The sequence below is a fragment of the Kitasatospora mediocidica KCTC 9733 genome, assembly GCF_000744225.1.
In the GTDB taxonomy this organism is placed as follows: Bacteria; Actinomycetota; Actinomycetes; order Streptomycetales; family Streptomycetaceae; genus Kitasatospora; species Kitasatospora mediocidica.
Genome location: NZ_JQLN01000007.1, coordinates 412,154 through 437,309 on the forward strand (window position 1 = coordinate 412,154; position 25,156 = coordinate 437,309).

The 25,156-nt window shown below is 72.6% G+C and carries 22 protein-coding genes, 1 tRNA gene and 1 pseudogene; 11 read left to right on the forward strand and 13 right to left on the reverse strand.

Going from position 1 to position 25,156, the window contains the following annotated elements:
* The first annotated feature begins 130 nt into the window (after nucleotides 1-130).
* From BS80_RS32245 to BS80_RS32260, 4 genes are all read left to right on the forward strand, one after another.
* Nucleotides 131-1,207: a hypothetical protein gene (locus BS80_RS32245; protein WP_051967491.1), complete on the forward strand. Its 1,077-nt coding sequence runs from the start codon at nucleotides 131-133 to the stop codon at nucleotides 1,205-1,207.
* Between the two features lie 97 nt (nucleotides 1,208-1,304).
* Complete coding sequence (locus BS80_RS32250) at nucleotides 1,305-2,114, forward strand: SGNH/GDSL hydrolase family protein (protein WP_035804816.1); 810 nt, start codon at nucleotides 1,305-1,307, stop codon at nucleotides 2,112-2,114.
* A 249-nt stretch (nucleotides 2,115-2,363) separates the two neighbouring features.
* Complete coding sequence (locus BS80_RS32255) at nucleotides 2,364-3,431, forward strand: PAC2 family protein (protein ID WP_083975610.1); 1,068 nt, start codon at nucleotides 2,364-2,366, stop codon at nucleotides 3,429-3,431.
* 294 nt (nucleotides 3,432-3,725) lie between these two features.
* Entirely contained in the window at nucleotides 3,726-4,754 is a 1,029-nt protein-coding gene (locus BS80_RS32260) for a slipin family protein (protein WP_157536729.1), read from the forward strand.
* A gap of 55 nt (nucleotides 4,755-4,809) precedes the next feature.
* Here BS80_RS32260 and mshC read toward each other — a convergent pair whose 3' ends face one another.
* The 5 genes from mshC to BS80_RS32285 all read right to left on the reverse strand — a co-directional run bounded on the left by mshC (nucleotide 4,810) and on the right by BS80_RS32285 (nucleotide 9,514).
* Nucleotides 4,810-6,039 carry a cysteine--1-D-myo-inosityl 2-amino-2-deoxy-alpha-D-glucopyranoside ligase gene (gene mshC / locus BS80_RS32265; protein WP_035804818.1) on the reverse strand — a complete coding sequence of 410 codons (1,230 nt, stop codon included), beginning with the start codon at nucleotides 6,037-6,039 and terminating at the stop codon, nucleotides 4,810-4,812.
* A 106-nt stretch (nucleotides 6,040-6,145) separates the two neighbouring features.
* A complete protein-coding gene (locus BS80_RS32270) occupies nucleotides 6,146-6,988 on the reverse strand; it encodes an SCO1664 family protein (RefSeq protein WP_408607471.1) in 843 nt (280 codons plus the stop codon).
* A gap of 26 nt (nucleotides 6,989-7,014) precedes the next feature.
* Nucleotides 7,015-7,587: a DUF3090 domain-containing protein gene (locus BS80_RS32275; protein ID WP_035804820.1), complete on the reverse strand. Its 573-nt coding sequence runs from the start codon at nucleotides 7,585-7,587 to the stop codon at nucleotides 7,015-7,017.
* A gap of 86 nt (nucleotides 7,588-7,673) precedes the next feature.
* Nucleotides 7,674-8,378 (reverse strand): histidine phosphatase family protein, encoded by a 705-nt coding sequence (locus BS80_RS32280; protein WP_035804822.1) that lies wholly within the window; start codon nucleotides 8,376-8,378, stop codon nucleotides 7,674-7,676.
* Nucleotides 8,379-8,467: 89 nt separating this feature from the next.
* On the reverse strand, nucleotides 8,468-9,514 hold the full coding sequence (locus tag BS80_RS32285) for an LLM class F420-dependent oxidoreductase (RefSeq protein WP_035804824.1): 1,047 nt from the start codon (nucleotides 9,512-9,514) through the stop codon (nucleotides 8,468-8,470).
* A gap of 373 nt (nucleotides 9,515-9,887) precedes the next feature.
* Here BS80_RS32285 and BS80_RS32290 point away from each other — a divergent pair, with 373 nt between their 5' ends.
* Both BS80_RS32290 and BS80_RS32295 read left to right on the forward strand, forming a co-directional pair.
* A complete protein-coding gene (locus BS80_RS32290; protein ID WP_035804826.1) occupies nucleotides 9,888-10,868 on the forward strand; it encodes an aldo/keto reductase in 981 nt (326 codons plus the stop codon).
* Entirely contained in the window at nucleotides 10,865-12,994 is a 2,130-nt protein-coding gene (locus BS80_RS32295; RefSeq protein ID WP_232246735.1) for an ATP-binding domain-containing protein, read from the forward strand. Before BS80_RS32290 ends, BS80_RS32295 begins: the two co-directional genes overlap by 4 nt.
* A 103-nt stretch (nucleotides 12,995-13,097) precedes the next feature.
* Here the strand turns inward: BS80_RS32295 and BS80_RS32300 are convergent, their stop codons facing one another.
* On the reverse strand, nucleotides 13,098-13,727 hold the full coding sequence (locus BS80_RS32300) for a hypothetical protein (protein WP_035804828.1): 630 nt from the start codon (nucleotides 13,725-13,727) through the stop codon (nucleotides 13,098-13,100).
* A 300-nt stretch (nucleotides 13,728-14,027) separates the two neighbouring features.
* Here BS80_RS32300 and BS80_RS32305 point away from each other — a divergent pair, with 300 nt between their 5' ends.
* The gene (locus tag BS80_RS32305) at nucleotides 14,028-14,234 is read left to right on the forward strand and encodes a DUF5703 family protein (RefSeq protein WP_269676796.1); all 207 of its coding nucleotides are present in this window, start codon (nucleotides 14,028-14,030) and stop codon (nucleotides 14,232-14,234) included.
* A gap of 169 nt (nucleotides 14,235-14,403) precedes the next feature.
* Here the strand turns inward: BS80_RS32305 and BS80_RS32310 are convergent, their stop codons facing one another.
* From BS80_RS32310 to BS80_RS32320, 3 genes are all read right to left on the reverse strand, one after another.
* Nucleotides 14,404-15,387 (reverse strand): chaplin, encoded by a 984-nt coding sequence (locus tag BS80_RS32310; RefSeq protein WP_051967493.1) that lies wholly within the window; start codon nucleotides 15,385-15,387, stop codon nucleotides 14,404-14,406.
* A gap of 299 nt (nucleotides 15,388-15,686) precedes the next feature.
* Complete coding sequence (locus tag BS80_RS32315) at nucleotides 15,687-15,929, reverse strand: chaplin (protein WP_035804834.1); 243 nt, start codon at nucleotides 15,927-15,929, stop codon at nucleotides 15,687-15,689.
* Nucleotides 15,930-16,119: 190 nt separating this feature from the next.
* Nucleotides 16,120-17,457 carry a M20/M25/M40 family metallo-hydrolase gene (locus tag BS80_RS32320; protein ID WP_035804836.1) on the reverse strand — a complete coding sequence of 446 codons (1,338 nt, stop codon included), beginning with the start codon at nucleotides 17,455-17,457 and terminating at the stop codon, nucleotides 16,120-16,122.
* A gap of 189 nt (nucleotides 17,458-17,646) precedes the next feature.
* On the opposite strand from BS80_RS32320, the gene BS80_RS32325 reads away from it, so the two are divergent.
* A tRNA-Leu gene (locus BS80_RS32325) sits at nucleotides 17,647-17,731 on the forward strand.
* On the opposite strand, the gene BS80_RS39990 is transcribed toward BS80_RS32325, so the two are convergent.
* Nucleotides 17,713-18,156: a hypothetical protein gene (locus BS80_RS39990; protein ID WP_083975613.1), complete on the reverse strand. Its 444-nt coding sequence runs from the start codon at nucleotides 18,154-18,156 to the stop codon at nucleotides 17,713-17,715. The two genes, BS80_RS32325 and BS80_RS39990, sit on opposite strands and share 19 nt — an antisense overlap.
* Nucleotides 18,157-18,208: 52 nt before the next feature.
* Complete coding sequence (locus BS80_RS32330; RefSeq protein ID WP_035804838.1) at nucleotides 18,209-19,294, reverse strand: integrase core domain-containing protein; 1,086 nt, start codon at nucleotides 19,292-19,294, stop codon at nucleotides 18,209-18,211.
* 147 nt (nucleotides 19,295-19,441) lie between these two features.
* Here BS80_RS32330 and BS80_RS39995 point away from each other — a divergent pair.
* Nucleotides 19,442-19,747, forward strand: a pseudogene (locus BS80_RS39995) (ATPase, T2SS/T4P/T4SS family); the annotation flags it as partial.
* A 184-nt stretch (nucleotides 19,748-19,931) separates the two neighbouring features.
* Nucleotides 19,932-20,144: a hypothetical protein gene (locus BS80_RS32340; RefSeq protein ID WP_035804841.1), complete on the forward strand. Its 213-nt coding sequence runs from the start codon at nucleotides 19,932-19,934 to the stop codon at nucleotides 20,142-20,144.
* A 91-nt stretch (nucleotides 20,145-20,235) separates the two neighbouring features.
* Here BS80_RS32340 and BS80_RS32345 read toward each other — a convergent pair whose 3' ends face one another.
* The gene (locus tag BS80_RS32345) at nucleotides 20,236-21,048 is read right to left on the reverse strand and encodes a hypothetical protein (RefSeq protein ID WP_157536730.1); all 813 of its coding nucleotides are present in this window, start codon (nucleotides 21,046-21,048) and stop codon (nucleotides 20,236-20,238) included.
* Nucleotides 21,049-22,111: 1,063 nt separating this feature from the next.
* Between BS80_RS32345 and BS80_RS32350 the strand changes: the two genes are divergently transcribed.
* Nucleotides 22,112-22,480: a hypothetical protein gene (locus BS80_RS32350; RefSeq protein WP_035804843.1), complete on the forward strand. Its 369-nt coding sequence runs from the start codon at nucleotides 22,112-22,114 to the stop codon at nucleotides 22,478-22,480.
* Nucleotides 22,481-22,560: 80 nt separating this feature from the next.
* Here the strand turns inward: BS80_RS32350 and BS80_RS32355 are convergent, their stop codons facing one another.
* Entirely contained in the window at nucleotides 22,561-24,975 is a 2,415-nt protein-coding gene (locus BS80_RS32355) for an ATP-binding protein (RefSeq protein WP_051967494.1), read from the reverse strand.
* Nucleotides 24,976-25,156 lie beyond the last annotated feature (181 nt).

The following is a 25,156-nucleotide window of genomic DNA, read 5'->3' on the forward strand; positions in this document are numbered from 1 at the left end:
CGCGTCCCGGGCTCGACGGATCCGCTCCACCCGCCCCGGTGGATCCGGCAGTCGAGCGCTGTCGTCCCGGCGGGCTACAGTCCGAGGGTCAACGCACCCGACGCACCGCTTGGAGACCGACGTGCAACCGATGTTCAGCGACTTCGCGGCCCAGGACGTCCGCACGGGCAACGCCGAGGTGCGCACCGAGAAGTGCTCCTTCGCCCGGGACCACCTCGTGCTCGACGCCGGGGCCGCCGTGGAGATCGACTTCGAGGTGCCGCCGGACGCGGTACCGGCGGAGGCCACCCTGAAGATCCGCGCGCTGGTCTCCAAACTGGGCGCCGGACTTGGCCACGCGCCGCTGGAGGTGACCGTGAACGGCGCCGCGCTCCTGGCCAACCACCGGATAGCCGGCGGCGGCGACCTGCCGCACGACACGGTGGTCGCCGTCCCGCAGGCGCTGCTGCGACCGGGCGCCAACACCCTGCGGCTGGCCTCGGGCGACGACGCGCGCTCGCACCTGTGGCTCTACCGGGTGCTGCTGGAGTCGGTGGCCGACCGGGACGGCGCCGAACGGGCGCTGCTGGCGGACGGCTTCGCGCAGTCGGTGCTCGGGTACGCCACCGAACGGCGGGCGGCCGGCAGCACTCAGTGGGTGGCCGGGCCGCCGCTGCGCGTCCACCTGGACAGCGGCGAGCGCGGTCTGCCCGCCCGGCTGGGCTGGCGCGACGAGGACGGCGTCGAGGCGTCGATCGTCTTCGACGCGGAACCGGCCGGGTTCTACGGCCACGTCTTCGACGAGGACGGCGCATGGTCCGAGCTGCGCGGCACGCTCACCGACCGGTCCGCCTTCCGTGCCGATGCGGCGCCTCAGCCGACCCTGCACTTCGCCACCGAGGCGGGCTGGGGCGGCAGTTGGCACACCGGAGGCCCGCTGACGCTCCTCCTGGAGACCGGCGGGGCGCCGCTGCAACGGGTCGACTGGCTGGACCAGCGGGGCTGTTCGGCCTCGATCGGCCTCGTCGACGACGGCGCCGCGTTCCTCGGCTGGTCGCAGCGCGTGGGCGAGGGCCCGGTCGGCTACCGGGGCACCGCCGTCGCCCTGGCCGGCGACCCGGCCGCCGAGCCGTCCCCGCTCGCGGAGCTGGAGGAGCTGGCGGCCGCGGTCGGGCGGATCGGCGAGAACGTCGCCAAGCAGGTGTCGGCCTGGCTGCGCGCGTTCTGACGCTCCGTCCGCGATGCCGATGACCTCCCCGGGGAGCCACTGATGGCCCATCGGTGATTCGTCACGCCGTGCACATGCTCGGCTACGATGCGTCGCCATGACCCCTGTGCGCCACAAGCTTCTCGCCGCCCTGGCGGCCGTCCCGCTGCTGCTGCTCACCGCGGCCACGCCGGCGCCGGCGGCCGCCACCGGCTACGTCGCGCTCGGCGACTCCTACGCCGCGGGAGTCGCGGCCGGCGCCTACGACCCGGCGAGCGGCGACTGCCACCGCAGCACCCGCGCCTACCCCGCGCTGCTGGCCGCGCAGGCCGGGTCCGCACCATTCCTCGACCTCGCCTGCAACGGCGCCACCAGCGAGGACGTGCTGACCAACCAGGTGCCGTCCATCCCGGCCGGCACCGGCCTGGTGACGCTGACCGCCGGCGGGAACGACCTGGGCTTCGCGGACGCCGTGATCGCCTGCCTGCAACCGTTCACCACCGACGCCAAGTGCTACCAGGCGCTCGACCACTCCGCCCAGGTGGCGCGCGACGACCTGCCCGGCCGCGTCGACCGGCTGCTGGACGGCATCGGCCGAGCCGCGCCCGGCGCGCGGGTCGTGGTGACCGGCTACCCCGATCTGCTGCACACCGGCACCACCTGCTTCGTCGGCACCGACGCCCGGCGCAAGCGGTTCGACGCCCTGACCGACCAGGTCGACGCGCTGCTCCAGCAGCGGGCCCAGGCGCACGGCGACCGCTTCGCCGATCCGCGCGGCTCCTTCGCCGACCACGAGATCTGCGCCGCGCACGGCACGGAGTGGATCACCCGGATCGTTCTGACGCCGCTCTGGGAGTCCTTCCACCCGACCGCCGAGGGACAGGCGCACGGATACCTGCCGGTTGTCGCGGCGGCGGTCGGCGGATAGGACCGCGCTCGCGGGCGGGACAAGGCCGCGTTCTCGTACGCCATCCGAACCCTGCGCGCCACCGGTTTTCCGGTTCCGCACGCATCCTCCGGAGGAGTGCGGAACCCCGTAGTCCTGCGGATATATCCCGGTAGGGTGGGCAGGTAGGACCGTGGAACGGCGCGTTCCATGCGAGGGAGAAGCAGTCGGCAGCCGGTCACCGGCCCGCGGGCGCGGGGCACGACCGGGCCGGCCGGAGGGAGACGCTGGGTGATCGAGCTGGAAGATGTTCCCGAGTTGATCGACCCGGTCATGGTCTGTGCCTTCGAAGGCTGGAACGACGCGGGCGACGCCGCCTCTGCGGCAGTCGGGCATCTCGACGAGACCTGGGGCGGCAAGGTCTTCGCCGCCCTGGATGCGGAGGACTACTACGACTTCCAGGTCAACCGGCCCACGGTCTGGCTGGACGGCGGGGTACGCCGGATCACCTGGCCGACCACCCGGCTGTCGGTGGTGCGGGTGACCGAGCCGAAGACCCGGGACCTGGTGATCGTGCGCGGTATCGAGCCCAGCATGCGCTGGCGCTCGTACTGCAACGAGCTGTTGGGGTTCGCGCACGAGCTGGGCGTGGAGCTGGTGGTGATCCTCGGCGCGCTGCTGGGCGACACCCCGCACAGCCGTCCGGTCCCGGTCAGCGGGGTTACCTCCGACCCGGACCTGGCGCGCACGCTGGACCTGGAGGAGAGCCGCTACGAGGGGCCGACCGGCATCGTCGGCGTGCTCCAGGAGGCCTGCGCGCACGCCGGGGTGCCGGCCGTGACGCTCTGGGCCGCGGTGCCGCACTACGTGGCGCAGCCGCCCAACCCCAAGGCCACCCTGGCGCTGCTGAACAAGCTGGAGGACCTGCTCGACCTGCGGATCCCGCCGGGCGAACTGCCCGAGGACTCCCGGGCCTGGCAGCTGGGGGTGGACCAACTGGCCGCCGAGGACACCGAGGTGGCCGAGTACGTGCAGCAGTTGGAGGAGGCCCAGGACACCGCCGAGCTGCCCGAGGCGAGCGGGGACGCGATCGCCCGCGAGTTCGAGCGCTATCTGCGTCGGCGGGAGAACCAGGGGCCGACCGGCGAGAAGCCGGTGAGCGGCCGGGCCCTCGCGGAGCGCGCGCCCGAGGCGAGCGAGCCGAGTGAGCCGGCGGAGACCGTGGACGTCGTCGGGGACGTCGCGGACGCGGGGGCGACGACGGACGCGGGGGCGACGACGGACGCGGGGGCGACGACGGACGCCGTCGAGCCGGCCGCGGAGCACGAGGCGGACGGCGACAAGGACGGCGAGGAGTAGCGCGAGGAGCAGCGCCAGGTGTGACACGCGAGGGGTGGCGCGGTCGGCCGACGCAGACTCAGAAAGCCCGCTGTGCGGCCCGTTTCGGCCGCGGAAGGACCGATGACCGGCGTCGGGCAGCCGCCGGTCATCGGTCGTGCCCAGTCCACAGGTCCGGACCACTCCCTGTCAAGGGTCTAGACCACCTTGGGCCGCCCGGCACCCCCCGGGGAGCCGGTCGCCGGCGCCCCACCCCGCCTTTCGGCACGCGGAGTACCGTGGAAGTCCGGAGCCGTGGGTCCCGAGGTGGCTGCGATGTTGATCTTGGATGTGGTGCTGGGCGTGCTGGCCGGACTGCTGGGAGCCGGGGCGGTCGCGGCGGCGTTGAGCGTGCGCGTGGTCCAGCAGTTCCAGCGCGGGGTGGTCTTCCGGTTCGGCAAGGTGCGCGAGGAGGTCCGGGAGCCGGGGCTGGTGATGCTGCTGCCGGTGGCCGACCGGATCCAGCGGGTGAACATGCAGATCGTCACGATGCCCGTGCCCGCCCAGGAGGGCATCACCCGCGACAACGTAACCGTCCGGGTGGACGCGGTGGTCTACTTCCGCGTGGAGGACCCGGTGCGGGCGACCGTGACCGTGCAGGACTACCAGTTCGCGATCTCGCAGGTCGCACAGACGTCGCTGCGCTCGATCATCGGCAAGAGCGAGCTGGACGACCTGCTGGCCAACCGGGAACCGATCAACCAGGGTCTGGAACTGATGCTGGACAGCCCCGCGCTCGGCTGGGGCGTCCAGATCGACCGGGTGGAGATCAAGGATGTCGCCCTGCCCGAGTCGATGAAGCGCTCGATGGCCCGGCAGGCCGAGGCGGACCGCGAGCGGCGCGCCCGGATCATCACGGCGGACGGCGAGTACCAGGCCTCCGCCCGCCTCTCGCAGGCTGCCGAGATCATGAGCGCCACCCCGGCCGCGCTCCAACTGCGGCTGCTGCAGACCGTGGTGGAGGTCGCCGCGGAGAAGAACTCGACCCTGGTGCTGCCGTTCCCGGTCGAGCTGCTGCGCTTCCTGGACAGCGCGACGACGAAGAACGAGGCGAAGGCGCAGGAGCTGGACGCCGAGAAGGCGGCCGAGCTGGCGCAGGTGGCCGAGGCGGCGGTCGAGGCCGTCGACGCTGCCGCCCTCCCGGACGACGCGCTGCCGGACGTCCTCCCCCTCCCGGACCCGACGCCGCCCGCCGACGCGCTGGAACACGCCCTGCATGTCGCGCTGCACGCCGTCGACGGGCTCCCGGCAGCGGCAGCGGCTCCCGACGGCCCGGCCGGGGATACCGAGGACGACGAGCGGTAACGCGAGCGGCCGCCGACCCGGTGTCGGGTCGGCGGCCGCTCACGGTTCAACACACCTACAGCGCGACGCCCAGCAGAGCGTCCACGGTGCGCGAGACCAGGCCCGGCGCGCCCATCTCCTGGCCGCCGTCCTGCTCCTGCCGCGCGGCCCAGCGGTCCACGGCGGCCAGCGCCGCCGGGGAGTCCAGGTCGTCCGCGAGGGCGGCCCGCACCTCGGCGAGCAGCTGCTCGGCCGCCGGGCCGTCCGGACGCGAGACGGCCGCGCGCCAGCGGGCGAGGCGCTCGACCGCCGTGTCCAGCACGGACTTGTCCCACTCCCAGTCGGTCCGGTAGTGATGCGAGAGCAGCGCGAGGCGGATCGCCGCCGGGTCCACGCCCTCGCGGCGCAGGGCCGAGACGAAGACCAGGTTGCCGCGCGACTTGGACATCTTGTGCCCGTCCAGCCCGACCATGCCGGCGTGCACGTAGGAGCGCGCGTACGGGTGGGTGCCGGTGGCCGACTGGGCGTGCGCGGCGCCCATCTCGTGGTGCGGGAAGACGAGGTCGCTGCCGCCGCCCTGGAGGTCGAAGGACATCCCCAGGTACTCCAGCGCGATCGCCACGCACTCGATGTGCCAACCGGGCCGGCCGCGGCCGAGCTCGGTGTCCCAGGCGGGCTCGCCCGGACGGGCGGCCAGCCAGAGCAGCGCGTCCAGCGGGTGCTTCTTGCCCGCGCGCTCGGGGTCGCCGCCGCGCTCGGCGAAGACCGGCAGCATCTCCTCGTGGCTCAGCCCCGAGACCTCGCCGAAACGCGGGTCGGCCTGCGCCGAGAAGTAGATGTCGCCGTCCAGCCGGTAGGCGGCGCCGCTCACCAGCAGCTTCTGGACCAGCGGGACGATCCACGGGATCGACTCGACCGCGCCGACGTAGTGCGCGGGCGGGAGCATCCGCAGCGCCGTCATGTCCTCGCGGAAGAGCGCCGTCTCGCGCTCGGCGAGGACGGTCCAGTCCTGGCCGGTGGCGTTGGCGCGCTCCAGCAGCGGGTCGTCGACGTCGGTGACGTTCTGCACGTACAGCACGTCGTACCCGGCGTCCTTCCAGACCCGCTGGACCAGGTCGAAGGCGTTGTAGGTGGCCGCGTGGCCCAGGTGCGTGGCGTCGTACGGGGTGATGCCGCAGACGTACAGCCGGGCGGTGGTGCCCTGCGGCACGACCTCCCGGGTACAGCCCGCGGCGGTGTCGTGGATACGCAGGGGGAGTCCCTGACCAGGCAGGGCGGGAACCTCGGAGGCGGGCCAGGCATGCATGAAAATGACTCTAACCTTGCGATCATTTGAAAGGCTAACCAGTTTGTCGATTCGGCTGAATCTGCGCCGTACGACACATCGGTGCGGCTGGCGGGAGAGAGGCAGCTCAGACCGGCGGCCAGGGGATCGAGGGCCACTCGTCCGACGGCACCGGGTGGCGCCCGGTACGCAGCAGCTCCGCGACCCGCTCCCGGGTGGCCGTCAGCTCAGCCGCCGTCAGGTGCGGCCGCAGCCGCGCCCCCAGGGCGCCGTCCAGCTCCCCGGCCAGCCGCCGCAGCATCTCGGCCGCCTCCTCGGTCAACGGCTGCCGCGCCCAGCCCCAGAGCAGCGTGCGCAGCTTGCCGGGCACCGCGAAGGTCACCCCGTGGTCGATGCCGTAGATCCGGCCGTCGGCGGCCGAGAGCAGGTGCCCGCCCTTGCGGTCGGCGTTGTTCAGGACGGCGTCGACGACGGCGAGCCTGCGCAGCCGCTGGTCGTCCGCGTGCACCAGCAACGCGGTGCGGCCCTCCCCCACCTGGCCCAGGACGATCGGCAGCCAGCCCGGTCGCGGGCCGCCCGTCGGGTTCTGGAGGTCCAGCAGCGGCGGCGCCTGCGGGTCCGGCTCGACCCAGATCTGCGCCATCCCGCTCCCGTACGGGCCGTCCTCGCGCAGCACGGTGGGCGGGATCGGCGACCAGCCGGTCGCGGCGGCGAGTTCGTAGGCGGCCACCTCGCGGCCGGCCAGGGTGCCGTCCGGGAAGTCCCAGAGCGGCCGCTCCCCCGCGACCGGCTTGTAGACGCACAGCCCGCTCACGCCGTCCAAGGAGACCGAGCAGTACAGCGCCGCGTTGGAGGCGTCGGTGAGCTGCCCGTGCACGGTCAGCTCACCCTCGCGCAGCAGCGTCAGCGCGGTCGGGACGTCGGCGGCCAGCGCGGCCCCCGCAGCCGGGTCCGCTTCGGGTATCGCCAGCTCCTGAGGTGGCTGCGCCTCGCCGTTCAGCGTCGGTAACCGTTCGCGCGCGGGCACAGGTGGCCCTCGGGGTCCAGCGGGAGGTTGCAGAACGGGCAGGGCTTGCGGCCGGCCGCGACCAGGTCCAGCGCCCGCTTGGCGAAGACCCGGGCCATCGCGCCGCTGAGCCGCACCCGGAGCATGTCCGGACCGTTCTCGTCGTCCTCGAAGGCGACCTCGGCCTCCTCGGCGTCCTCCGCCTCCTCCTCCAGCACCGCCTGCGCCTCGACCACCAGGCAGCTCGCGGTGCTGTCCCAGGCCAGCGCCATGGTGCCGACCCGGAACTCCTGCTCCAGCGGCAGGTCCAGCGGGGCGGTGTCGATCAGTTCGACCGGTGCGACGGCCGGGATCGGGGCGTCGCCGCCGCTGCGCCGCAACGCCTCGTCGAGGACCTCCTCGACCCGTTCGGCGAGCGCCGCGACCTGCGTCTTCTCCAGCAGCACGCTGGTGATCCGGCCACGTGCGCTGGCCTGCAGGAAGAACGCCCGGGCGCCGGGCTGGCCGACGGTACCGGCCACGAACCGCTCGGGCTGGTCGTAGAAGTAGACCTGACGGGGCACTCTCTCGCTCCGGGGGTGTGAAACGGGTCGGTGGGGGGCGTGCTTTTCACCCTACGGCTTTCGGATCGCCGTGGGACGGTCCGGCCTCAGGGCGTACCGGTGTCGCCGCCGACGACCGCGTCGCCGCCGGAAGCGTCGCCGGAGCCGTGCGACGGACGCGGCCGCAGTGAACCGAGGTCGCCGGTGTCGCCCATCCGCAGCACGAAGGGCCGCTGCGGGGTGTAGCGGATCGCGGTGACCGAGCAGGGCTCGACGTTGATCCGCTGGAAATGGTCCAGGTGCATCCCGAGCGCGTCGGCGACCACGGCCTTGACCACGTCGCCGTGCGTGCAGACGGCCCAGACCGCGTCCGGGCCGTGCTCGGCGGCGATCTTCTCGTCCCACTCGCGGGCCGCGGCCACTGTGCGGTGGCTCAGCGCGCGCAGCGACTCACCGCCCGGGAAGGCGGCGGCCGAGGCGTGGTCCTGGACGGTGCGCCAGAGCGGTTCGAGGGCGAGCTCGGAGAGCGGACGGCCGGTCCACTCGCCGTAGTGGCACTCGCCGAACCGCTCGTCCACGGTCGGCTCGCCCAGCTCCGGACGCGCCGCGAGCAGCGGGGCCAGGGTCTGCCGGCAGCGCTCCAGCGGGCTGCTGATCACCTGCGCCAGCGGAACACCCGTCAACCGGTCCACCAGCGCCGCCGCCTGGGAGCGACCGGTGTCGTCCAGGTCCACCCCGGGCGTCCATCCGGCGAGGATCCCGGCGGTGTTGGCGGTGGACCGTCCATGGCGAACCAGCAGCAGCGTGGGCATGCCTCCAGCCTACGGGGTGACCCGGGCGGAATCCGCCCGGTACCACGGCCCGCTGCCACCACTGGTTCGCGGACGCGCGGAGCAGCCCGCTACGCCAGCCCCGCCAGCTCCATGGCCTCGACCGCCGTACGCAGCGCGGTGATCCGCTCCTCCAGCGTGAACCCGGCCGGGGCGAGGGTCAGCGTCGTGACGCCCGCGTCGGCGAAGGCCTGCATCCGGTCGGCGATCCGCTCCTTGCTGCCGAGCAGCGAGGTGGCGTCGATCAGGTCGTGCGGCACGGCGGCCGCGGCGCCCGCGTAGTCCTTGGCGAGGTAGCGCTGCTGGATCTCGTCGGCGGCCTGCTCGTAGCCCATCCGCCGGGTGAGCTGGTTGTAGAAGTTCTTCTCCTTGCTGCCCATCCCGCCGATGTACAGGGCGGCGTAGGAGCGCTGGGAGTCCGCGGCGGCCTTGACGTCGTCGCCGACCGCGATGCTGACGGTCGGGCAGAGGTCGAAACCCTCCAGCGTCAGGCCTGCCTTGGCGCGTCCGGCGGTCAACTGGTCCAGCGAGACGGCGGCGTGCTCGGGTGCGAAGAAGATGCCGAGCCAGCCGTCGGCGATCTCGCCGGTGAGCTCCAGGTTCTTCGGCCCGATCGCGGCGATGTAGAGCGGGATGTGCTCGCGTACCGGGTGCACGGTGAGCTTGATCGGCTTGCCCGGGCCGCCGGGCAGCGGGAGGGTCCAGTTCTCGCCCTCGTGGACCAGCCGCTCGCGCGACATCGCCTTGCGGATGATCTCGACGTACTCACGGGTGCGGGCCAGCGGCTTGTCGAACTTGACGCCGTACCAGCCCTCCGAGACCTGCGGTCCCGAGACACCGAGGCCCAGCCGGAACCGGCCGCCGGAGAGGGTGTCCAGGGTCGCGGCGGTCATCGCGGTCATCGCCGGGGTGCGGGCCGGGATCTGGAAGATCGCCGAACCGACGTCGATCCGCTCGGTCTTGGCCGCGACGTAGCTCAACACCGTGGCGGCGTCGGAGCCGTACGCCTCGGCGGCCCAGCAGACCGCGTAGCCGAGCCGGTCGGCCTCCTGGGCGACCGCGATGTTGTCGGCGTCCATGCCGAGTCCCCAGTAACCGAGGTTGATGCCGAGTCTCATGTGGGTGCCGAGCCTTCCAGGAGAGGGATCCGTGCCGAGCGTAGCCGCGGCGCGACGGCCATGCTACTGGCCGGTAGTTGTGCCGTGCGGCACCTCCCGGACGGGCGCGCGTGAGGCGCGCCGGAGGCTGCGGTCGGGGCCGCCTGCTGCTGCGCTCGCGCCGCGCCTGCTGCTGCGCCCTGCGGGTCGGCCGGGCGGCCTCACGAGCGCCCACTACGCTCTTCCCTCGTGGACTTCGCCCCCGCCCGGGGCCGGTGGGGGCGGGCGCGTCGGCGCCGTCGTCCGCTCAGTGACCTGTCCGCTCTGTGATCCATCCGCTTGGCGACTCGTGCGCTCAGCGATCTGTCCGCGCAACCGATCGAGGGGGTTCCCCGTGGAGAAGCGTCACCTCGGCCACACCGGCCTGCGGGTCTCCCGGCTCGGTCTGGGCACCATGACCTGGGGCCGGGACACCGACGAGCAGGAAGCCGCCGAGCAGCTCAAGGAGTTCGCCGAAGCCGGCGGCACCCTGGTGGACACCGCCGACGTCTACGCGGACGGCGGCGCCGAGTACCTCATCTCGCGCCTGACGGACTCGCTGATCCCCCGCTCCGAGCTGGTGATCGCCACCAAGGCCGGCAGCGTCCCGGACAGCGACCGCAGGTTCGACACCTCGCGCGGTCAGCTGCTGACCGCGCTGGACGCCTCGCTGCGCCGGCTCGGGACGGACTACGTCGACCTGTGGCAGGTGCACGCCTTCGACCCCGGCACCCCCGCCGAGGAGACCCTGCACGCGCTGGACCTCGCGGTCGCCTCCGGCCGGGCGCGCTACGCCGGGGTCTCCAACTACAGCGGCTGGCAACTGGCCAAGGCCGCCACCTGGCAGCGCTGCGGCGCCGGACGGGTGCCGCTGGCCGCGACCCAGATGGAGTACTCGCTGCTCCAGCGCGGCATCGAGCGCGAGGTGCTGCCGGCCGCGCGGGACGCCGGGCTCGGGCTCCTCGCCTCCTCGCCGCTGGGCCGCGGCGTGCTGACCGGCAAGTACCGGCACGGGGTTCCGCCCGACTCGCGGGGCGCCTCGCCCTACCTGTCCGGTTTCGTCCAGCCGTACCTGGGCGAGCGCTCCCGGCGGATCGTGGACGCGGTCGCCACCGCCGCGGACGGGCTGGCGAGCAGCCCGCTCGCGGTCGCGCTGGCCTGGGTGCGTGACCGGCCGGGCGTGACCAGCACGATCGTCGGCGCGCGGAGCGCCGCGCAGCTGCGTGCTTCGCTGTCGGTGGAGGCGCTTACGCTTCCGGATGAGATCCGCGGGGCGCTGGACGACATCTCGGCGCCGGTGCGTCGCTACCCTGACCAGGACTGGAACGAACTGTGAGCCAGACGCACGAGACCGCCGGGGACGCCCCGCTGGACGCGGCCAGCGACGCGGTTGCCGACACCGCTGCCGTCGACGACACCGCTGACAACGCTGTGGCCGCCGGAGGCGAGGACAGCGCGAGCAGCGAGAGTAGCGAGGCTACGGGCGGTGGGCGGCCCGCCGAGGTCGCCGCGCTTGCGGAGGCGATCCGCAGCATCGGCCGCAGCGGCGGATCCGACGACCCGTCCGCGTCCGGCGCGGGCGCGGGCGCCGCTGTCGCCGTCGCACCGGACGAGGCGCGCGCAGCGGCCCTGCGCGCCGTCGGCGCGGTGCTCACCGAGGGTGGGGCACCGGCGGCGTCCGTCCCCGGGCTGGCCGGTGCGGCGGTGGCCGCGTACGGCGAGGGCGCGGCCGACGCGCTGCGCGAGGACCCGTGGGGGCTGCTCGGCCTGCCCGGCGTCCGTCCCGAGCAGGCCGACGGCTTCGCGCGCGCCCTGCTCGGCCCCGCCGCCGGTCCCGGCGACACCCGGCGCGGGCAGGCGCTGGCCGCCTGGCTGCTGGAACAGGCGGCGCTGCGCGGCCACTCCGCGCTGGAGGCGGGCGAGTTGCAGTCCGGCCTGCAGAAGCTCGGCCTGCCGGATCCGGCGCTGGCCCTGCAGGAGGCCGTGCTGGACGGCCGCGTGATGCCGTTCCAGGAGGAGCTGACCGGTCCCGCCACAGCTGCGGCGACCTCCGGCGGGGACCAGGACGAGGACGACGAGCCGCCGGTGCGGATGCTGCTCGCGCTGGAGCGGCTGGCACTCGCCGAGGACAGCGCGGCGGACGGCCTGGTGCGGATCATGTCCACCCTCGAACCGGCATCGGACGAGGGAGTGGACGGGGGCGACCCGGAGGCCGCCTGGGAGGCGGCCGCGCTGGCCGCGCCGTCGTCGTCGGCCGCCGCGCTGATCCGGGCCGTCGCCGAGCACCCGCTCGTGCTGCACACCGGCGACGCGGCCTCGCGCGGTGAACTCGCCGCGCTGCTCGCGGCCTCACGCGGCCTCGGCCTGCGTGCCTGGGCCGCCTCCTGGACCGACCACGGGCGGGACGCTCTCGCCGCACTGCTGCCGCCGGCGCGGAAGGCCGCTCCGGGCGACGAGGCTGAACCGGGGCAGCCGGCCGAGCAGCCGGAGCCGTCCGGGCCGTCCGTCCCGTCCGTCACCCTCGCTGAGCTGCTCGGCGGGCTGCGCGGTCCCGGGCGCTCCGAGGACGGTTCGCTCGCCCTCGACCTGCTGATCGTCCAGGACGCCCCGCTGCTCGACCTGGAACTCGCCGCCACCCTGGTCGAGGCCCTCGCCGACGGCACCCGGCTGGTGCTCAGCGGCGACCCCGGCCAGCTCTGGTCGGCCGGCCCCGGGCGGCTCTTCGCCGACCTGCTGGCCGCCAAGCCGTGCCCGGTGGTCGCCTCCCGCACCCCCGACCTCGGCCCGATCGGCGAGTTGGTGTCCGGCATCGGCATCGGCGAGCTGCAGAGCGTCGAGGCGCCGGACAAGGAGGTGGTCATCCTCACCGCGCGCGACGCCGCCGAGGCCGTCCACCGGGCCGTCCAGCTGCTCACCGACTCGATCCCGCGGGCCCTGGGGATCCCGGCCGACCAGGTGGTGCTGCTGACCCCCGGGCACGGCGGCGCGGCGGGCACCCGTGCGCTCAACACGGCCGCCAAGGCGCGGCTCAACCCCGGTCCCGGGCGGTTCGGCGGTTTCGATCCCGGCGACCGGGTGGTGCACTCCCCCGTGCCCGGCGTGAACCGCCCCGGCACGGTGCTGAGCGGCGACGAGGCCGGGCTGCGCCTGGCGTTCGCCGACGGCGAGGAGCTGACGGTCGCGCCCGCGCAGGCGGCGCAGCTGCGGCACGGCTGGGCCCTGACCGTCCACCAGGCGGTCGGACGGCGCTGGCCGGGCGTCGTGGTGGTACTGCCCGAGGACGCGGCGGCCGGGCTGACCCGGCAGTGGGTCTACACCGCGTTCGGGCGCGCTGAGCGGCACCTGTCCGTGGTGCACGCCGCCGGGCCCGCCCTGGTGCAGGCCGTCGCCGAGCGACCGGCCCAGCCGCGGACCACCCGGCTGCGGGCGATCCTGGCCGAGCACGCCGAGCAGGCGTTCTGAGCGCCGGCGGCACCGCGCTGGCGAAGCAGGAGCAGTGAGGCGGGGTGGGGCGCAGGCTTTTCGCCGTGCGCCCCACCCCGCCTCATTCACCGCCCCGCCGGACTCACTCCGGTGAACCGCTCTCGTCCAGCTCCTCGTCGTCGTAGACCTCGCTGACGTCGAAGCGGCAGATCAGCAACTGCGGGTCCGGGCTGTCGAACGGCTCGGAGAGCCACTCGCCCGGTTCGGTCGGCTCGGCGGCCGCCACCCAGACCGTCGCGTCGCCCTCCTCCAGGCCGAACTCGTCGGCGCGGGCGGCGATCTCGTCCGGTTCGTACTCCCCGAACACCACCCCCACCGCCGCGCTCACGCCCTCCGCGGCCCCGCCCTCGCCGCCGGCGGCCGCCAGCGAGGAGTCCAGGCGTTCCGCCTGGGCACGCAGCCGGCGCGGGTCGGCGATCCGGTAGTCCCGGCGGATCAGCACGCTGATCGCGGCCGGCTGCTCCGGCCCCCGGTAGCTGTCGGGCCCGCCGTCGCCGGGGACCTCGAAGGGAGTGACCTCGTCATAGACCTCGTAGAGCAGCTGGTCGTAGGTGATGGCCGCGGCGGCCAGCTCCTCGTACGCGGCGAAGACAGCGGGGTCGTCCGCTGTGGTGGTGCTGGACACCGCTTCGAGATGGCGGTCGATGGCGGCCTTGACCGCCTCGGCGGCGTCGCGTACCTCGGTGCGGGTGAGCTGCGCGGCATCAGACATGGGGCAGACGGTATCCGTACCCGGGGGCCGGGCGCACAGGGGTTCCGGTCTGAGTGCGCGATTTCCGGGCAACTTGCCCGCCGGTGTCCCATCTGTGTGCTTCTGTGCCCGCGTCGCAGTCACCTCCACGGGCGGCATCCCGGGTTCGCGAGCCGGGTAGAACGACTCCAGACGTAGGCACTCGACGGGAGTTGAGCGGGCATCAGACGACTGCGGAGGCCCGGTCCGTCCCGGGTCTACGCCGCTGTCAGGGGCAGGTCGTAGGCTTACCCGCAGACGTCGCTCAGGAGGCGAACCTTGATCCAACCGAAGCTGGTCCGGCAGACCGAGTACGAGTACCGGTCCCTGCAGATGCCGCGCGGCACCTCTCGGAACGCAGCCCGCCAGCTGCTCACCGAGCATGCCGAGTACGGACACTGGGAGCTGGACAGGCTGCGGCTCCTGCCGGACGGCAGCCGGACGGTGCTGCTGCGCCGCCGGATCATCCGCCAGAACCGGAGCTGGTGAGCCAACCGCTCGTACGACACCACGCATCTACCCACGGATCTACCCACGCATCTACCGCGCGCTGACCGGCCGCGCACGGCATCGGCAACGCGGGCGGACCCCCGCCGTCACGACATCACGGCGCGACGGCGGGGGCCCGGATCGGCCTTCGGCCCGAGGGTTCTCAGCCTCAGGCCGCCAGGCGCGAGCGGCGGTACAGCACGCCGCCGGCGATCAGCAGCGCGAGACCGGCGGGGGCGATCACGTCGAGCCCGTCGACACCCGTGAACGCCAGCTGGCCGACGACGGGCGCGGCCTTGACCGCCTGCGGCGCCGCCACGACCGGGGCGACGACAGCCGGCGGGGCCGGGTTGTGGGTGGCCTCGACCACTGGAGCGGCCGGCGCCGGAGGCGTGACGACCGGGACCGAGGTCGGCGGGGGCGGGTTGTGCACCGGTGCCGGCGGCGGGGTGGGCGCGGCCTGGTTGGCGCAGTCGTCACCCATCGCGGGGTTGCCGAGGCCGACCACGTCGACGGTGTTCCCACACGCGTTGACCGGCACGTCCACCGGCGCCTGCGCGTTGTTGCCCGCGGCCACGCCCGGTGAGCCCTGGCTGACCCCGGAGGCGCTGCTGCCGACCGTCGACCAGTCACCGCCCGGCGCCTGGGCACCGGACGCCGCGCCGGACGCGGCTCCCGTGCCCGCTGCCGGTACGCCGGGCACGTCCGGCATGCCCGGCCAGTGCGCCGGGCCGCCGGGCGACTGCGGCGAGCCGTTCGTTCCCGTGCCGCCCTGCCAGCCCGAAGCGCCGGGCATGCCCGGCATCCCCGGCATGTCGGGCATGGTCGGCATCCCGCTCATGCCGGGCATGCCACTGCCGGACCCGCCCTGCCAGCCCGTGGCGCCCGGCGCACCCGAGCCGCCCGCGCCGCCCCAGGTCCGGCCGCCGACGTGGCTGTGCGCGGGCGAGGCGTTCGCGCACTGGTTGCCGAACGCCGGATTGAGCAGCCCGATGACGTCGACGGTGTTGCCACACACGTTGACAGGCGCGTCCACCGGCACCTGAACCGTGTTACCCGAACCGACCCCTGGCGAGTTGGCCGCCAGCCCCTGCGCATCGGCACTCGCGTAGGCATACCCCGCGGTGGACGCCAGCACGCTGCCGGTGGCCACAGCGGTGAGGATCCCTCTCCTGGCAACTTGTCGCATAGGTACCCCTGACATGTGATGGTCTGAATTTCCGACGAGAGCTTTTCCCGCCCACTAGATAACGAGTCGCCCCTCGAAAAGTTGGCCCAAGCAGCCGTGCCTCACCCGATCGAGTAGGTTTCCACGCCGATACGCCCGCGCGGTCGACAGAATGCGTCACAGAACAAGGTCGACGAGGGCCGACGAGAAGGGCCACCCCGATCGGAGCGGCCCTTCCCTCAGTACATCCCCACCGACTCACCGACCCCCAGCGGGGTCAGTGCTCAGAAGTTCTGGCAGTTGTTGCCGAAGGCCGGGTTCAGCAGGCCGATGACGGAAACGGTGTTGCCGCACAGGTTGACGGGGATGTGCACCGGCACCTGGACGTTGTTGCCGGACAGCACTCCCGGAGAGTTGACCGCAGCACCCTCGGCACCCGCACCGCCGTGAGCGGCAGCCACGCCGGCACCGGCGAGCATCAGGCCACCGGCGGCGGCGGCAACAACGGCGATCTTCTTAACCTTCATGATTTCCTCCTGATCATGTGACAGCCCATTCTCCGGACTGTCATAGGAGTAAACGAGGCTCTGCCGAATGGGGTACGGACGCGGCACGCCATTCACCCTTAAAGGTGATCATTCGCTCGCCTGCCCGAACAGCAAACGGCCCGCCCCGGGAAATCCTCATTCCCAGGGCGGGCCCACTCGGCCGCTGTGCTCAGCAGGCGTCGATGAAACGGTCGAGCACCCGCACGCCGAACTTCAGCCCCTCGACCGGCACCCGCTCGTCCACACCGTGGAACATCCCCGCGAAGTCCAGCTCCGGAGGCAGCTGAAGCGGCGCGAAGCCGAAGCAGCGGATCCCCAGATCCTGGAACGACTTCGCGTCCGTCCCGCCCGAGAGGCAGTACGGCACCGCCCGCGCGATCGGGTCCTCGGCCCGCAGCGCCGTCTGCATGGCCTCCACCAGCGCCCCGTCGAAACTGGTCTCCAAGGCCTTGTCGAAGTGCACGCTCTCCCGCTTCACCCGCGGACCCAGCACGCTGTCCAGCTCGGCGAGGAACTCCTCCTCGTAGCCGGGCAGGAACCGCCCGTCCACGTGGGCCGTGGCCTGCCCCGGGATGACGTTCACCTTGTAGCCGGCGCCGAGCATGGTCGGCTGCGCCGTGTTGCGCAGCGTCGTACCGATCATCTTGGCGATGCCGCCGAGCACCCGGAGGGTCTCGTCCATGTTGTCCGGATCCAGCGGGACCCCGAGCGCGTCCGACAGCTCGTCCAGGAACGCCCGCACGGTCTTGGTGATCCGCAGCGGGAACTTGTGCCGGCCGAGCCGGGCCACCGCCTCGCACAGCTCGGTGATGGCGTTGTCGTCGTTCGTCATCGACCCGTGCCCGGCCCGGCCGTCGACCGTGAGCCGCATCCAGTGCATGCCCTTCTGGGCCGTCTCCACCAGGTAGAGCCGCACGTTGTCGTTGACCGTGAAGGAGAAACCGCCGACCTCCCCGATCCCCTCGGTCACGCCCTCGAACAGCTCCGGGTGCTTGTCGACCAGGTACCGCGCGCCGTACGTCCCGCCGGCCTCCTCGTCCGCGACGAACGCCAGCACCAGGTCACGCGGAGGCTTGCGCCCGGTACGCAGCCGGTCCCGGACGACGGCCAGCGTCATCGCGTCCATGTCCTTCATGTCCACCGCGCCGCGCCCCCACACACACCCGTCCGCGACCTCGCCGGAGAACGGGTGGTGCGTCCAGTCATCGGCGTTGGCCGGCACCACGTCGGTGTGCCCGTGGATCAGCAACCCCGGCCGCGACCGGTCCTCACCCTCGATCCGCACGACCGTCGACGCCCGCCCCTTGGCCGACTCGATGATCTTGGGTTCCAGCCCGAACTCCGCCAGCTGCTCCGCCACGTACTCGGCAGCGAGCCGCTCACCCGGCCCCGAGTGATCCCCGTAGTTGCTGGTGTCGATCCGAATCAGGTCCCGACAGATGTCGACGACCTCCGACTCCCCGTTCACCTTCGGGCCGCCCGCCCGCTCCGCCTTCGACTCGCTCACGGTCACTCCTCGTCGTCTGCCCCACTCGGAACCCCGTCCGCCACACCCCGACTTAGCCAGCGCGCACCGGGCACGGTCCCGCCATCCTCCCCCAGCCACCCCCCGCACCCACCACTTTTGGGCCTCGGAGCCGATCTTTGCTACAGTTACGCATGTCAGCGGGGCAGTGAGCCACGCAGACAACACCCAGTCCGGGTGGCGGAATGGCAGACGCGCTAGCTTGAGGTGCTAGTGCCCTTTATCGGGCGTGGGGGTTCAAGTCCCCCCTCGGACACAGGCTGATGCCCTACGGGCATCGTGAAAGTGCTGGTTGAGATTATTCTCAACCAGCACTTTCTGTTTTCCGGAGTCGTACGTCAACACCAGTCCCAACTTCTGATAGAGATCGGCGCGTTCCGTCGGCTCGGTCCGGGTGAGGACGGTGACGAGGTCGGTGTTGGCCCGGACGAGTGCGGCGATGTCGTCGCGGGTGGGCTGGGCCCGGCGTGCGGGCTGCGCGGTGCGGAGTTCGGCTTCGGCTCGGGCGCGGGTCGCCTGGGTCTCGGTGATCCAGCCGGTGACGAGGACTGGGTCGGCGCCAGCTTCAAGGGCGGATCGGTGGGTGGCGGTTTTCGCGTCACACTGCTTGATCGTCTTCTTCGCGTGCTCGGCGTTGAGGGTGGAGTCCGTGGTCGACGTGACGGCGGCGGCGGTGGTCATGAGGTCGATGGTGTCGTCGATCCTGTGGGGCTCGGAAAGTCATCGCCGCTGGTCAAGCTGCGTACCGGTACTCGTTGATGACGCCGCCGAGGACGCGGGTGCGCAGGAGCCTGCGGCCTTCGAAGTCGTGAGGAGTGGTGGGCTGGCGGTCGGCGCCGGGTGGTAGCTGGTTCCGGGACCGGTGGGGACGGTGCTCGTTGTAGTGCCGCTGGTAGGCGTCCAAGACCAGCCGAGCATGAGCCTCGTTCACGATCAGGACGTGGTCGAGCACCTCGCGCCGGATACTGCCAATCACCCGCTCGCAGTGGGCATTCATCCGGGGAGCCCGCGGCGCGCTCTTCAAGACCTCCATCTCCTCGGCATCGAAGACGGCGTCGAACGACGGCCCGTACTTGGCGTCGCGGTCGCGCAGCAGGAAGCGCAGCGAGTCGATGCGCGTGCCGAGGTCGGTGGCGAGGTTGCGGGCCTGCTGGACGGCCCACTCCCGGGTGGGATGGGCGGTGACACCGGCGATGTGCAGACGCCGGGTGCCGTGTTCGAGGAACGCCAGCGCGTACAGCCGGCGTCCCATCACGGTGTCGAGATGGAAGAAGTCGACGGCGATGATGCCCTCGGCTTGGTTCGTGAGGAACTCGCGCCAGGTCGGGCTGGTGCGCCGTGGGACCGGGTTGACGCCCGCAGCGTTCAGGATCTGCCATACGGTGGATGCGGCGATCGGGTGTCCGAGTCGGGCCAGCTCGCCCTGGATCCGCCGGTGTCCCCACCTCGAGTTCTCGCGAGCGAGCCGCAGGATCAGTTTCTTGATCGCCGTCCGGGTCGGCGGTCGCCCGGTCCGGGTTCGCCGCGCGCTGTAATCCCACTTCGCCGCGATGAACCTGCGATGCCAGGCCAGCAGCGTGCCGTGGGCGACCGGGAAAACCTCGCGCCACCGGTGACGGGGCATCAGTCCCGCCAGCGCTGCCAGCCAGAGCCGGTCCGTCGGCTCGTAGCGGACCGGTCCGGCGATCTGGCGACGCAGCACCGCGTTCTCGTGCCGAAGCACGAGCAACTCGGCATCCTTCGCGGTGTCGCGGCGCAGCAGCACCCCGGGGGCGGACAACAGCTGGCGGGTCACCTTGTACAGCAGCGAGACGATCACCCGGAGACAGTGCCAGCCGAGATCGCCCTACCGCTGCCACCTGCGGCGATGACTTTCCGAACCCGACACGATCTGCTCGACGCGTCCAGCCGCTTCGAAGCCGGTCTCAAGGCAGCACAGCGCGGCTGGCTCAGCTGACCGGTTCACCTGGCACGCGGGTTCGTACTGGTCACCGGGCCGACCGGGTCGGGCAAGTCGACCAGCCTGGCGGCACTCCTCGACCACGTCAACACGCACCGGTCGGTGCCCATCCTCACCGTCGAGGACCCGATCGAGTACCCGCACCGCCGCCAGCGCTCGGCGGTCACCCAGCGTGGAGTCGGCACCGACACCGACTCGTTCCCCGCCGCGCTGCGCTCGGCCCTCCGCGAGGATCCCGACGTCCTGCTGCTCGGCGAGACGCGCGACCCGGAGAGCATCTCCGCGGCCCTGACCATCGCCGAGACCGGGCACCTGGTGCCGTCCGCCACACGGCCGACCCGGACGACATCCAACGGCCGCACGCCCCGGTCAGCCGCACCTGACGGCCCCGACGGGCAGCGGCCCGAGGAGACAGGCCGCAGCGCGGAGGCCGATCGCGGCCCATCCGTCCCAGCTCGCCTCCCCGCTGGTCTTCGCCGACGGCACCCGGCTCTACGTGGCCAACTCCCACCCGTCCGGCGCCCCGTCGGTGCTCGCCTTCGACACCGCCACCGGCGCCGAGGTCCCGAACGAGGACGTCTTCGGCTTCGACGTCGACGACCTCGTCGGCCTGGCGATCGGCCCCGACGGCCAGAGCATGTACGGCACCGGCGAGGACGGCAACGGCGAGGACGGCAACGGTGCCGAGCTGCAGACCTTCTCCTTCTGACCACTGCGCCGGGGGACGCCCACCGCGGCGGCCCCCGGGGGCCGCCGCGGTGGCGGGCGCGGAGGCCGGCGCCCGCCGTAGTGGCGTCTTCTCACACCACCAGCTGTGGCAACCGGAGCACCGGCCGCAGGGCCTGGTAGGTCGCGTAGGCGGACCACATGAACGGGATATAGCCGGCGTAGCCGACGACCGGCATCGCGAACAGGTGCGCACTGCCGTCCAGGCCCGGCACGTGGTACACCCACACCTGCGCGGAGCTGGAGTTCCACATCTCCCAGAAGAAGCCGCAGACCAGGGCGGCCGCGCCCAGGGTGACCACGGTCCCCCAGCGCCCGCGGCTGATGTCCGCCAGCAGGCTCGGCCGTCCGGCCAGGGCGTTGAGCGGATCCAGCAACAGGAAGAGCAGCAGCCACAGCAGCGGATACGTCTCGTGCGGCCACACCGCGAGCAGGATGACCACCAGGGGCACAGCCGCGGGCAGCGTGCGGAGCACCGGGCCGGGAATCCGCGCAGACCGGGCGACCGGCCGCGCCACCCCGGCACGACGCAGCGAGCTGACCAACTCCGCGGTCACGAAGAGCGCGGGCAGCACAGTGGCGAAGTCGAGGGAGTAGAGAAGTGCCCAGGCCGGTGACCGGTCCCAGGCGGTCGGGGCGTACGTCCAGTTCCCGGTGAGCAGGTCGAGGCCCTCGTAAGTCCACCAGAACGCCACCGACAGCACGAACACCCCCACGTACCACCACCGCGCACGCGTGAGAGGGGAGGTCCCGCTGCGCCGAAGCACGACCGCGTCGAGGAGCACGACGTAACCCAGCCAGGTGCCGAAGAAGCCCACCCGGCCCGCCAGGCCTGCCATCTGCCAGTACACCGGCCAGGACGCGGCCAGCAACACCACTCCGAGCATCAACCCGCCCCGCCCGCGCCCGGCACAGGAGGGGGACCGACCCCTCTGCACCCCGCGCCCACGGCGTCCTGGAGGGGGAGTGAGCGAGTCGACCATGCGACGCCTCCTGTCTCGCACACCAGCGGGGCGGGCGGACCCCAGGGCGCACCCCATTCCATTAAGGAGCCGACAACGCGCTCGCGCAGCCGCAGCCGGCGGAGGCCTTCGCGCGGCAGCGGGGCACGAAGCGTCGCATCAAGTGCTCAGCCGGTCGGGGACGTCGGCGGGTGCGTCCGGGGAATCGGCACGGGGGTGACCAGGGTGACGCATTCCGTGCTTCCGTCGAGTTCGGTGAGCAGGACCTGGCCGGGCGGGCAACTGGTCGGGTGTGGCCGGACATAGCTGAACGTGGGCCGGGGCCCCGGGTCCGTGACCGGCGGGCGGGACGTGGACGGCTTGGCGGGCGTCGCCGGGGTGTGCCGGGTGGCCGAGGGTTCCGGTGCGTGGGTCGTCGCCGGGTCGGACCGCGGGTGAGTCGGGGTCGGTGAGCCGACAGGCGCGAGCGAGGGAGTGGGCGAGAGGCTCGGAGCGGAGCTCGGGCTCGCACTCGGCGTGGGGCTTGCGCTGAGGCTGGGCACGGGGCCGGCACTGGGTATGAGGCTGGACAGCTGCGGGGGGTGTCGGGCGGCCGGCGTGTGAGAGCCCCTCAGGGCCAACCCGCCGACACCGGCCAGAATCAGGGCAGCCGCTCCGATCCCCAGACCGAGCGGCAGCGTGCGCTCGAGCACCGATCGCACAGGCTCCCGCTCGTCACTGTTCTCTGACACTGGCTCGCCCCTGTTCGATCGGCTGTCTCAACCACGCGCATCGTAGCGAGTGGGCCGGTCGCACCAGCCAGCGCGGCAGCGTGGACGCTCGCACCGACAGACCGTCCGAAGCTGTCCGAAGGCGTCCAGCGCCGTCCGGGAGCGTCCGGGAGCGTCCGGGTAGTGCTCGAACCGTTGTGTTCGGGGGCGGCGGGCGCTGAGGTTCGGGGTGTGCCCCGGCGCCGGCTCCGGGGCGGAATCGACTTACGGAGGGTTCCATGCGATTCACCAGGACCAGCAAGCGTGCCGCGGCCGCCACGCTCGCCGTCGTCGCGCTGGGCGTGATCGGGGTGGGTACCGCGACCTCGGCGCAGGCTGCCGAGGGCAGCTGGACGATCCGTAGTGGTGGCTGCCTCGCGCTGGAGAAGATCGAACTCCAGGGCGGCCACGACGCCATGGCGATCGATCCGCTCGCCAACCCCAGTGGCTGTGAGTTCGGCATCTATGACCTGAACGCCGGCCGCTGGGTTTACGGCCCGACCACCAGCGGCTCCGAGTCGCCGTGGTACTACGACGGCCCGGGCATGAGCCTGGAGGCGTGTCTGTGGGGGTCGCGCAGCGCGGAGGTGTGCGGCCCGGCCAACTGAGCGCGGTGGGGGGAGGTGGCGGGAGCGGTCTCGGGGGTTCGCTCGCACCATCTCCCCCCCACCGCCCGATGCCGAGCCGGTCAACTGACGCCGAACGCGCCGGGACGAGGTCGGGGTCCCTCCGCGAGGGAGTCGAGCAGGGCCTGCGCCTCGTCCGCCTCGGGGATGTTCAGCGAGCTGTGGATCTCGACGGCCTGTTCGGCGTGCTCCCGGGCGGTGTCGAGGTCTCCCAGACGCTGGTGTGTGCGCGCCAGTCCCAGGTGGATCCGCCCGAGGTTGTACCGCTCGCCGGTGTGCGGGAGGAAGTCGATCGCGGCCCGGTAATGCTGGAGGGCGCTCGCCGGAGCGTCCATCGCCAGCAGGGCGTTGCCGAGCAGGGTGTGCGACTCGGCCTGGCCGAAGGTGTCACCGAGGTCCTGGTGCAGGTCCAGCGACTCCTGGTAGAGGTCGAGCGCCTCCGGATGGTGGTGCAGCCGCTGCTGGTACTCGCCGTACTGGTTGAGCACGATGGCCTGGCCGAGGCGGTTGCCGCTGCTCCGGTAGAACCGCAATGCGGCGCGGTGGTACTCCAGGGCCTCCGGCAGCCGTCCGAGCCTGGTCAGCGTGGGCCCCAGGTTGATCAGGGCGATCCCCTCGACGGCCGGGTCGGGGAGCTCCCGGCTGAGCCGCAGCGCCTGCTGCAGGTGGTCGAGCGCCTCCTCCAGGCGCCCCATCCGGGTCTGGGTGAGGCCCAGGTTGGCCAGCACGTGGGCCTCACCGGCACGGTTTCCGGTCGCGCGCTGGAGCTCCAGGGCCTGCCGGAGCAGGTCGAGTGCCTGCGGGAAGTCGCCGAGCTGGTACTGCACCGCGCCGAGGTGCCGTAGTGCGGCGGCCTCGCCGGCCGGATCGCCGAGTTGCCGGGTGGCGCGCAGGGCACGGGTGCCCAGCACCAGCGCCTCCTGCGCGGGCATGTGGCGCTTCAGGTGGCGCCAGAGGATGGCCGGCAGGTCCGCCGCGTACCGGGGCAGACCGGCGTCGGTGGCGTGGTGGGCGAGGACCAGCAGGTTGGCCTGCTCCCGGGCCAGCCAGTCCGCCGCGTCCGTCTGGTCGGCGAACACCACCGGTGTACCGCCGGGCGTGGGAGCCTGCGGCCGGTGGTGCCGTTCCAGCGGGGCCAGTTGGTCCATCGCCGAGGCGGCGGTGTGGCGGTAGTGGTCGAGGAGCCGGACGAGTGCGGCGCGGCGCACGGGTTCGGGTTCCTCGCGTGCGAGCAACTCGTCGGCGAAGGTGCGCAGCAGGTCGTGGAAGGTGTACCGGAAGGCCGTGTGTTCGATCAGCAGGTGGTGGTTGTGCAGCGACTCGAGGAGTTCCTCGGTTTCGGCCGGCGGTGCGTCGACCAGGGCGGCGAGGGCGGGCGCCGCGAAGTCCTCGCCGGGGTGCAGCGCGGCCAGCCGGAACGCGCGCCGCTGGGCGGGGGTGAGGGCGTGGTAGGAGTCCACGAAGGCGGCGGCGACGCTCTGGTCGCGATTGGAGAGCTCGGTCAATAACTTCTGCGGGCGCCGGATCCGCTCCAGCAACTGGACGGGCGTCCAGGTGGGATGGTGGGCCAGCCTGGCGCCGGCGATCCGCAGCGCCAGCGGGAGCCTGCCGCACAGCGCGACGATCCCGTCCACGGTGGAGGCGTGGCCGGCGACCCGGTCCGGGCCGACGATCCGGGCGAACAGTTCCACGGCTTCGTCATGGCTCAGTACGTCCAGGGGGACGCTGACCGCCCCGTCCAGTGCGAGCATGCGCTGCCGGGACGTCACCAGGGTGAGGCAGCGCGAGCTGCCGGGGATCAACGGACGGACCTGCTCGGCGTCGACGGCGTTGTCCAGGACGATCAGATACCGCCGTCCCGCCGCCCGGCTGCGCCACAGCTGGGCGCGTTCCTCGGTGCGCGAGGGCAGTGCGGTCCTGCTGACACCGATGGCGCAGAGCAGACTCTCCAGTGCCGCGCCCGGATCGAGCGGCCGCCGGCCCGGGGTGAAGCCGTACAGGTCCACGAAGAGCTGCCCGTCGGGGTAGCGGCTGGTGAGGCTGTGCCCGGTGTGAACGGCCAGGGCGGTCTTGCCGACGCCGGCCATGCCGTCGATGGCCGAGATCACCAGCGGACGGGCCTGGGTGCCGCCCGGTCCGCCGGCCAGCGCCAGCAGCCGTTCCACCTCGCCGCGTCGTCCGGTGAAGTCCGGGACGGCGTGCGGCAGCAGACGGGGCACCAGGTGTTCGACCGGTGCCGGACCCGTCCGCGACTCCGGCTCCCCGCGGGCCGCGGCGAGCAGTTGGTCGCGGCGGGCGAAGTCCAGGCCCAGGGCGGTGGCCAGCCGGGCCACCGACGACAGCCGAGGCCGCCGCCGCCCGGACTCCAGCACGCTGATCGCATGCGTCGAGACACCGGAGCGCTCCGCCAGCTCCTCCTGCGTCCACCCGGCCGATAACCGGTACTCGCGCAGGAGCGTTCCAAACTCCCCCAGCATGATCGATCGCCTCCGAAGGGTGATCACCCCGCGGGAACGACGACGACGGCAACGGCCCGGCGCCCGGAACCCGTACCGCCGTCAGCGGCCCCCCGACTCTGCGGCCCTGACCGGCGCCTGACGACAAAGCATCATGCTAACGCCAGGAGAACGCCATGGAGTGGCGGGTTGGTGTTGACGA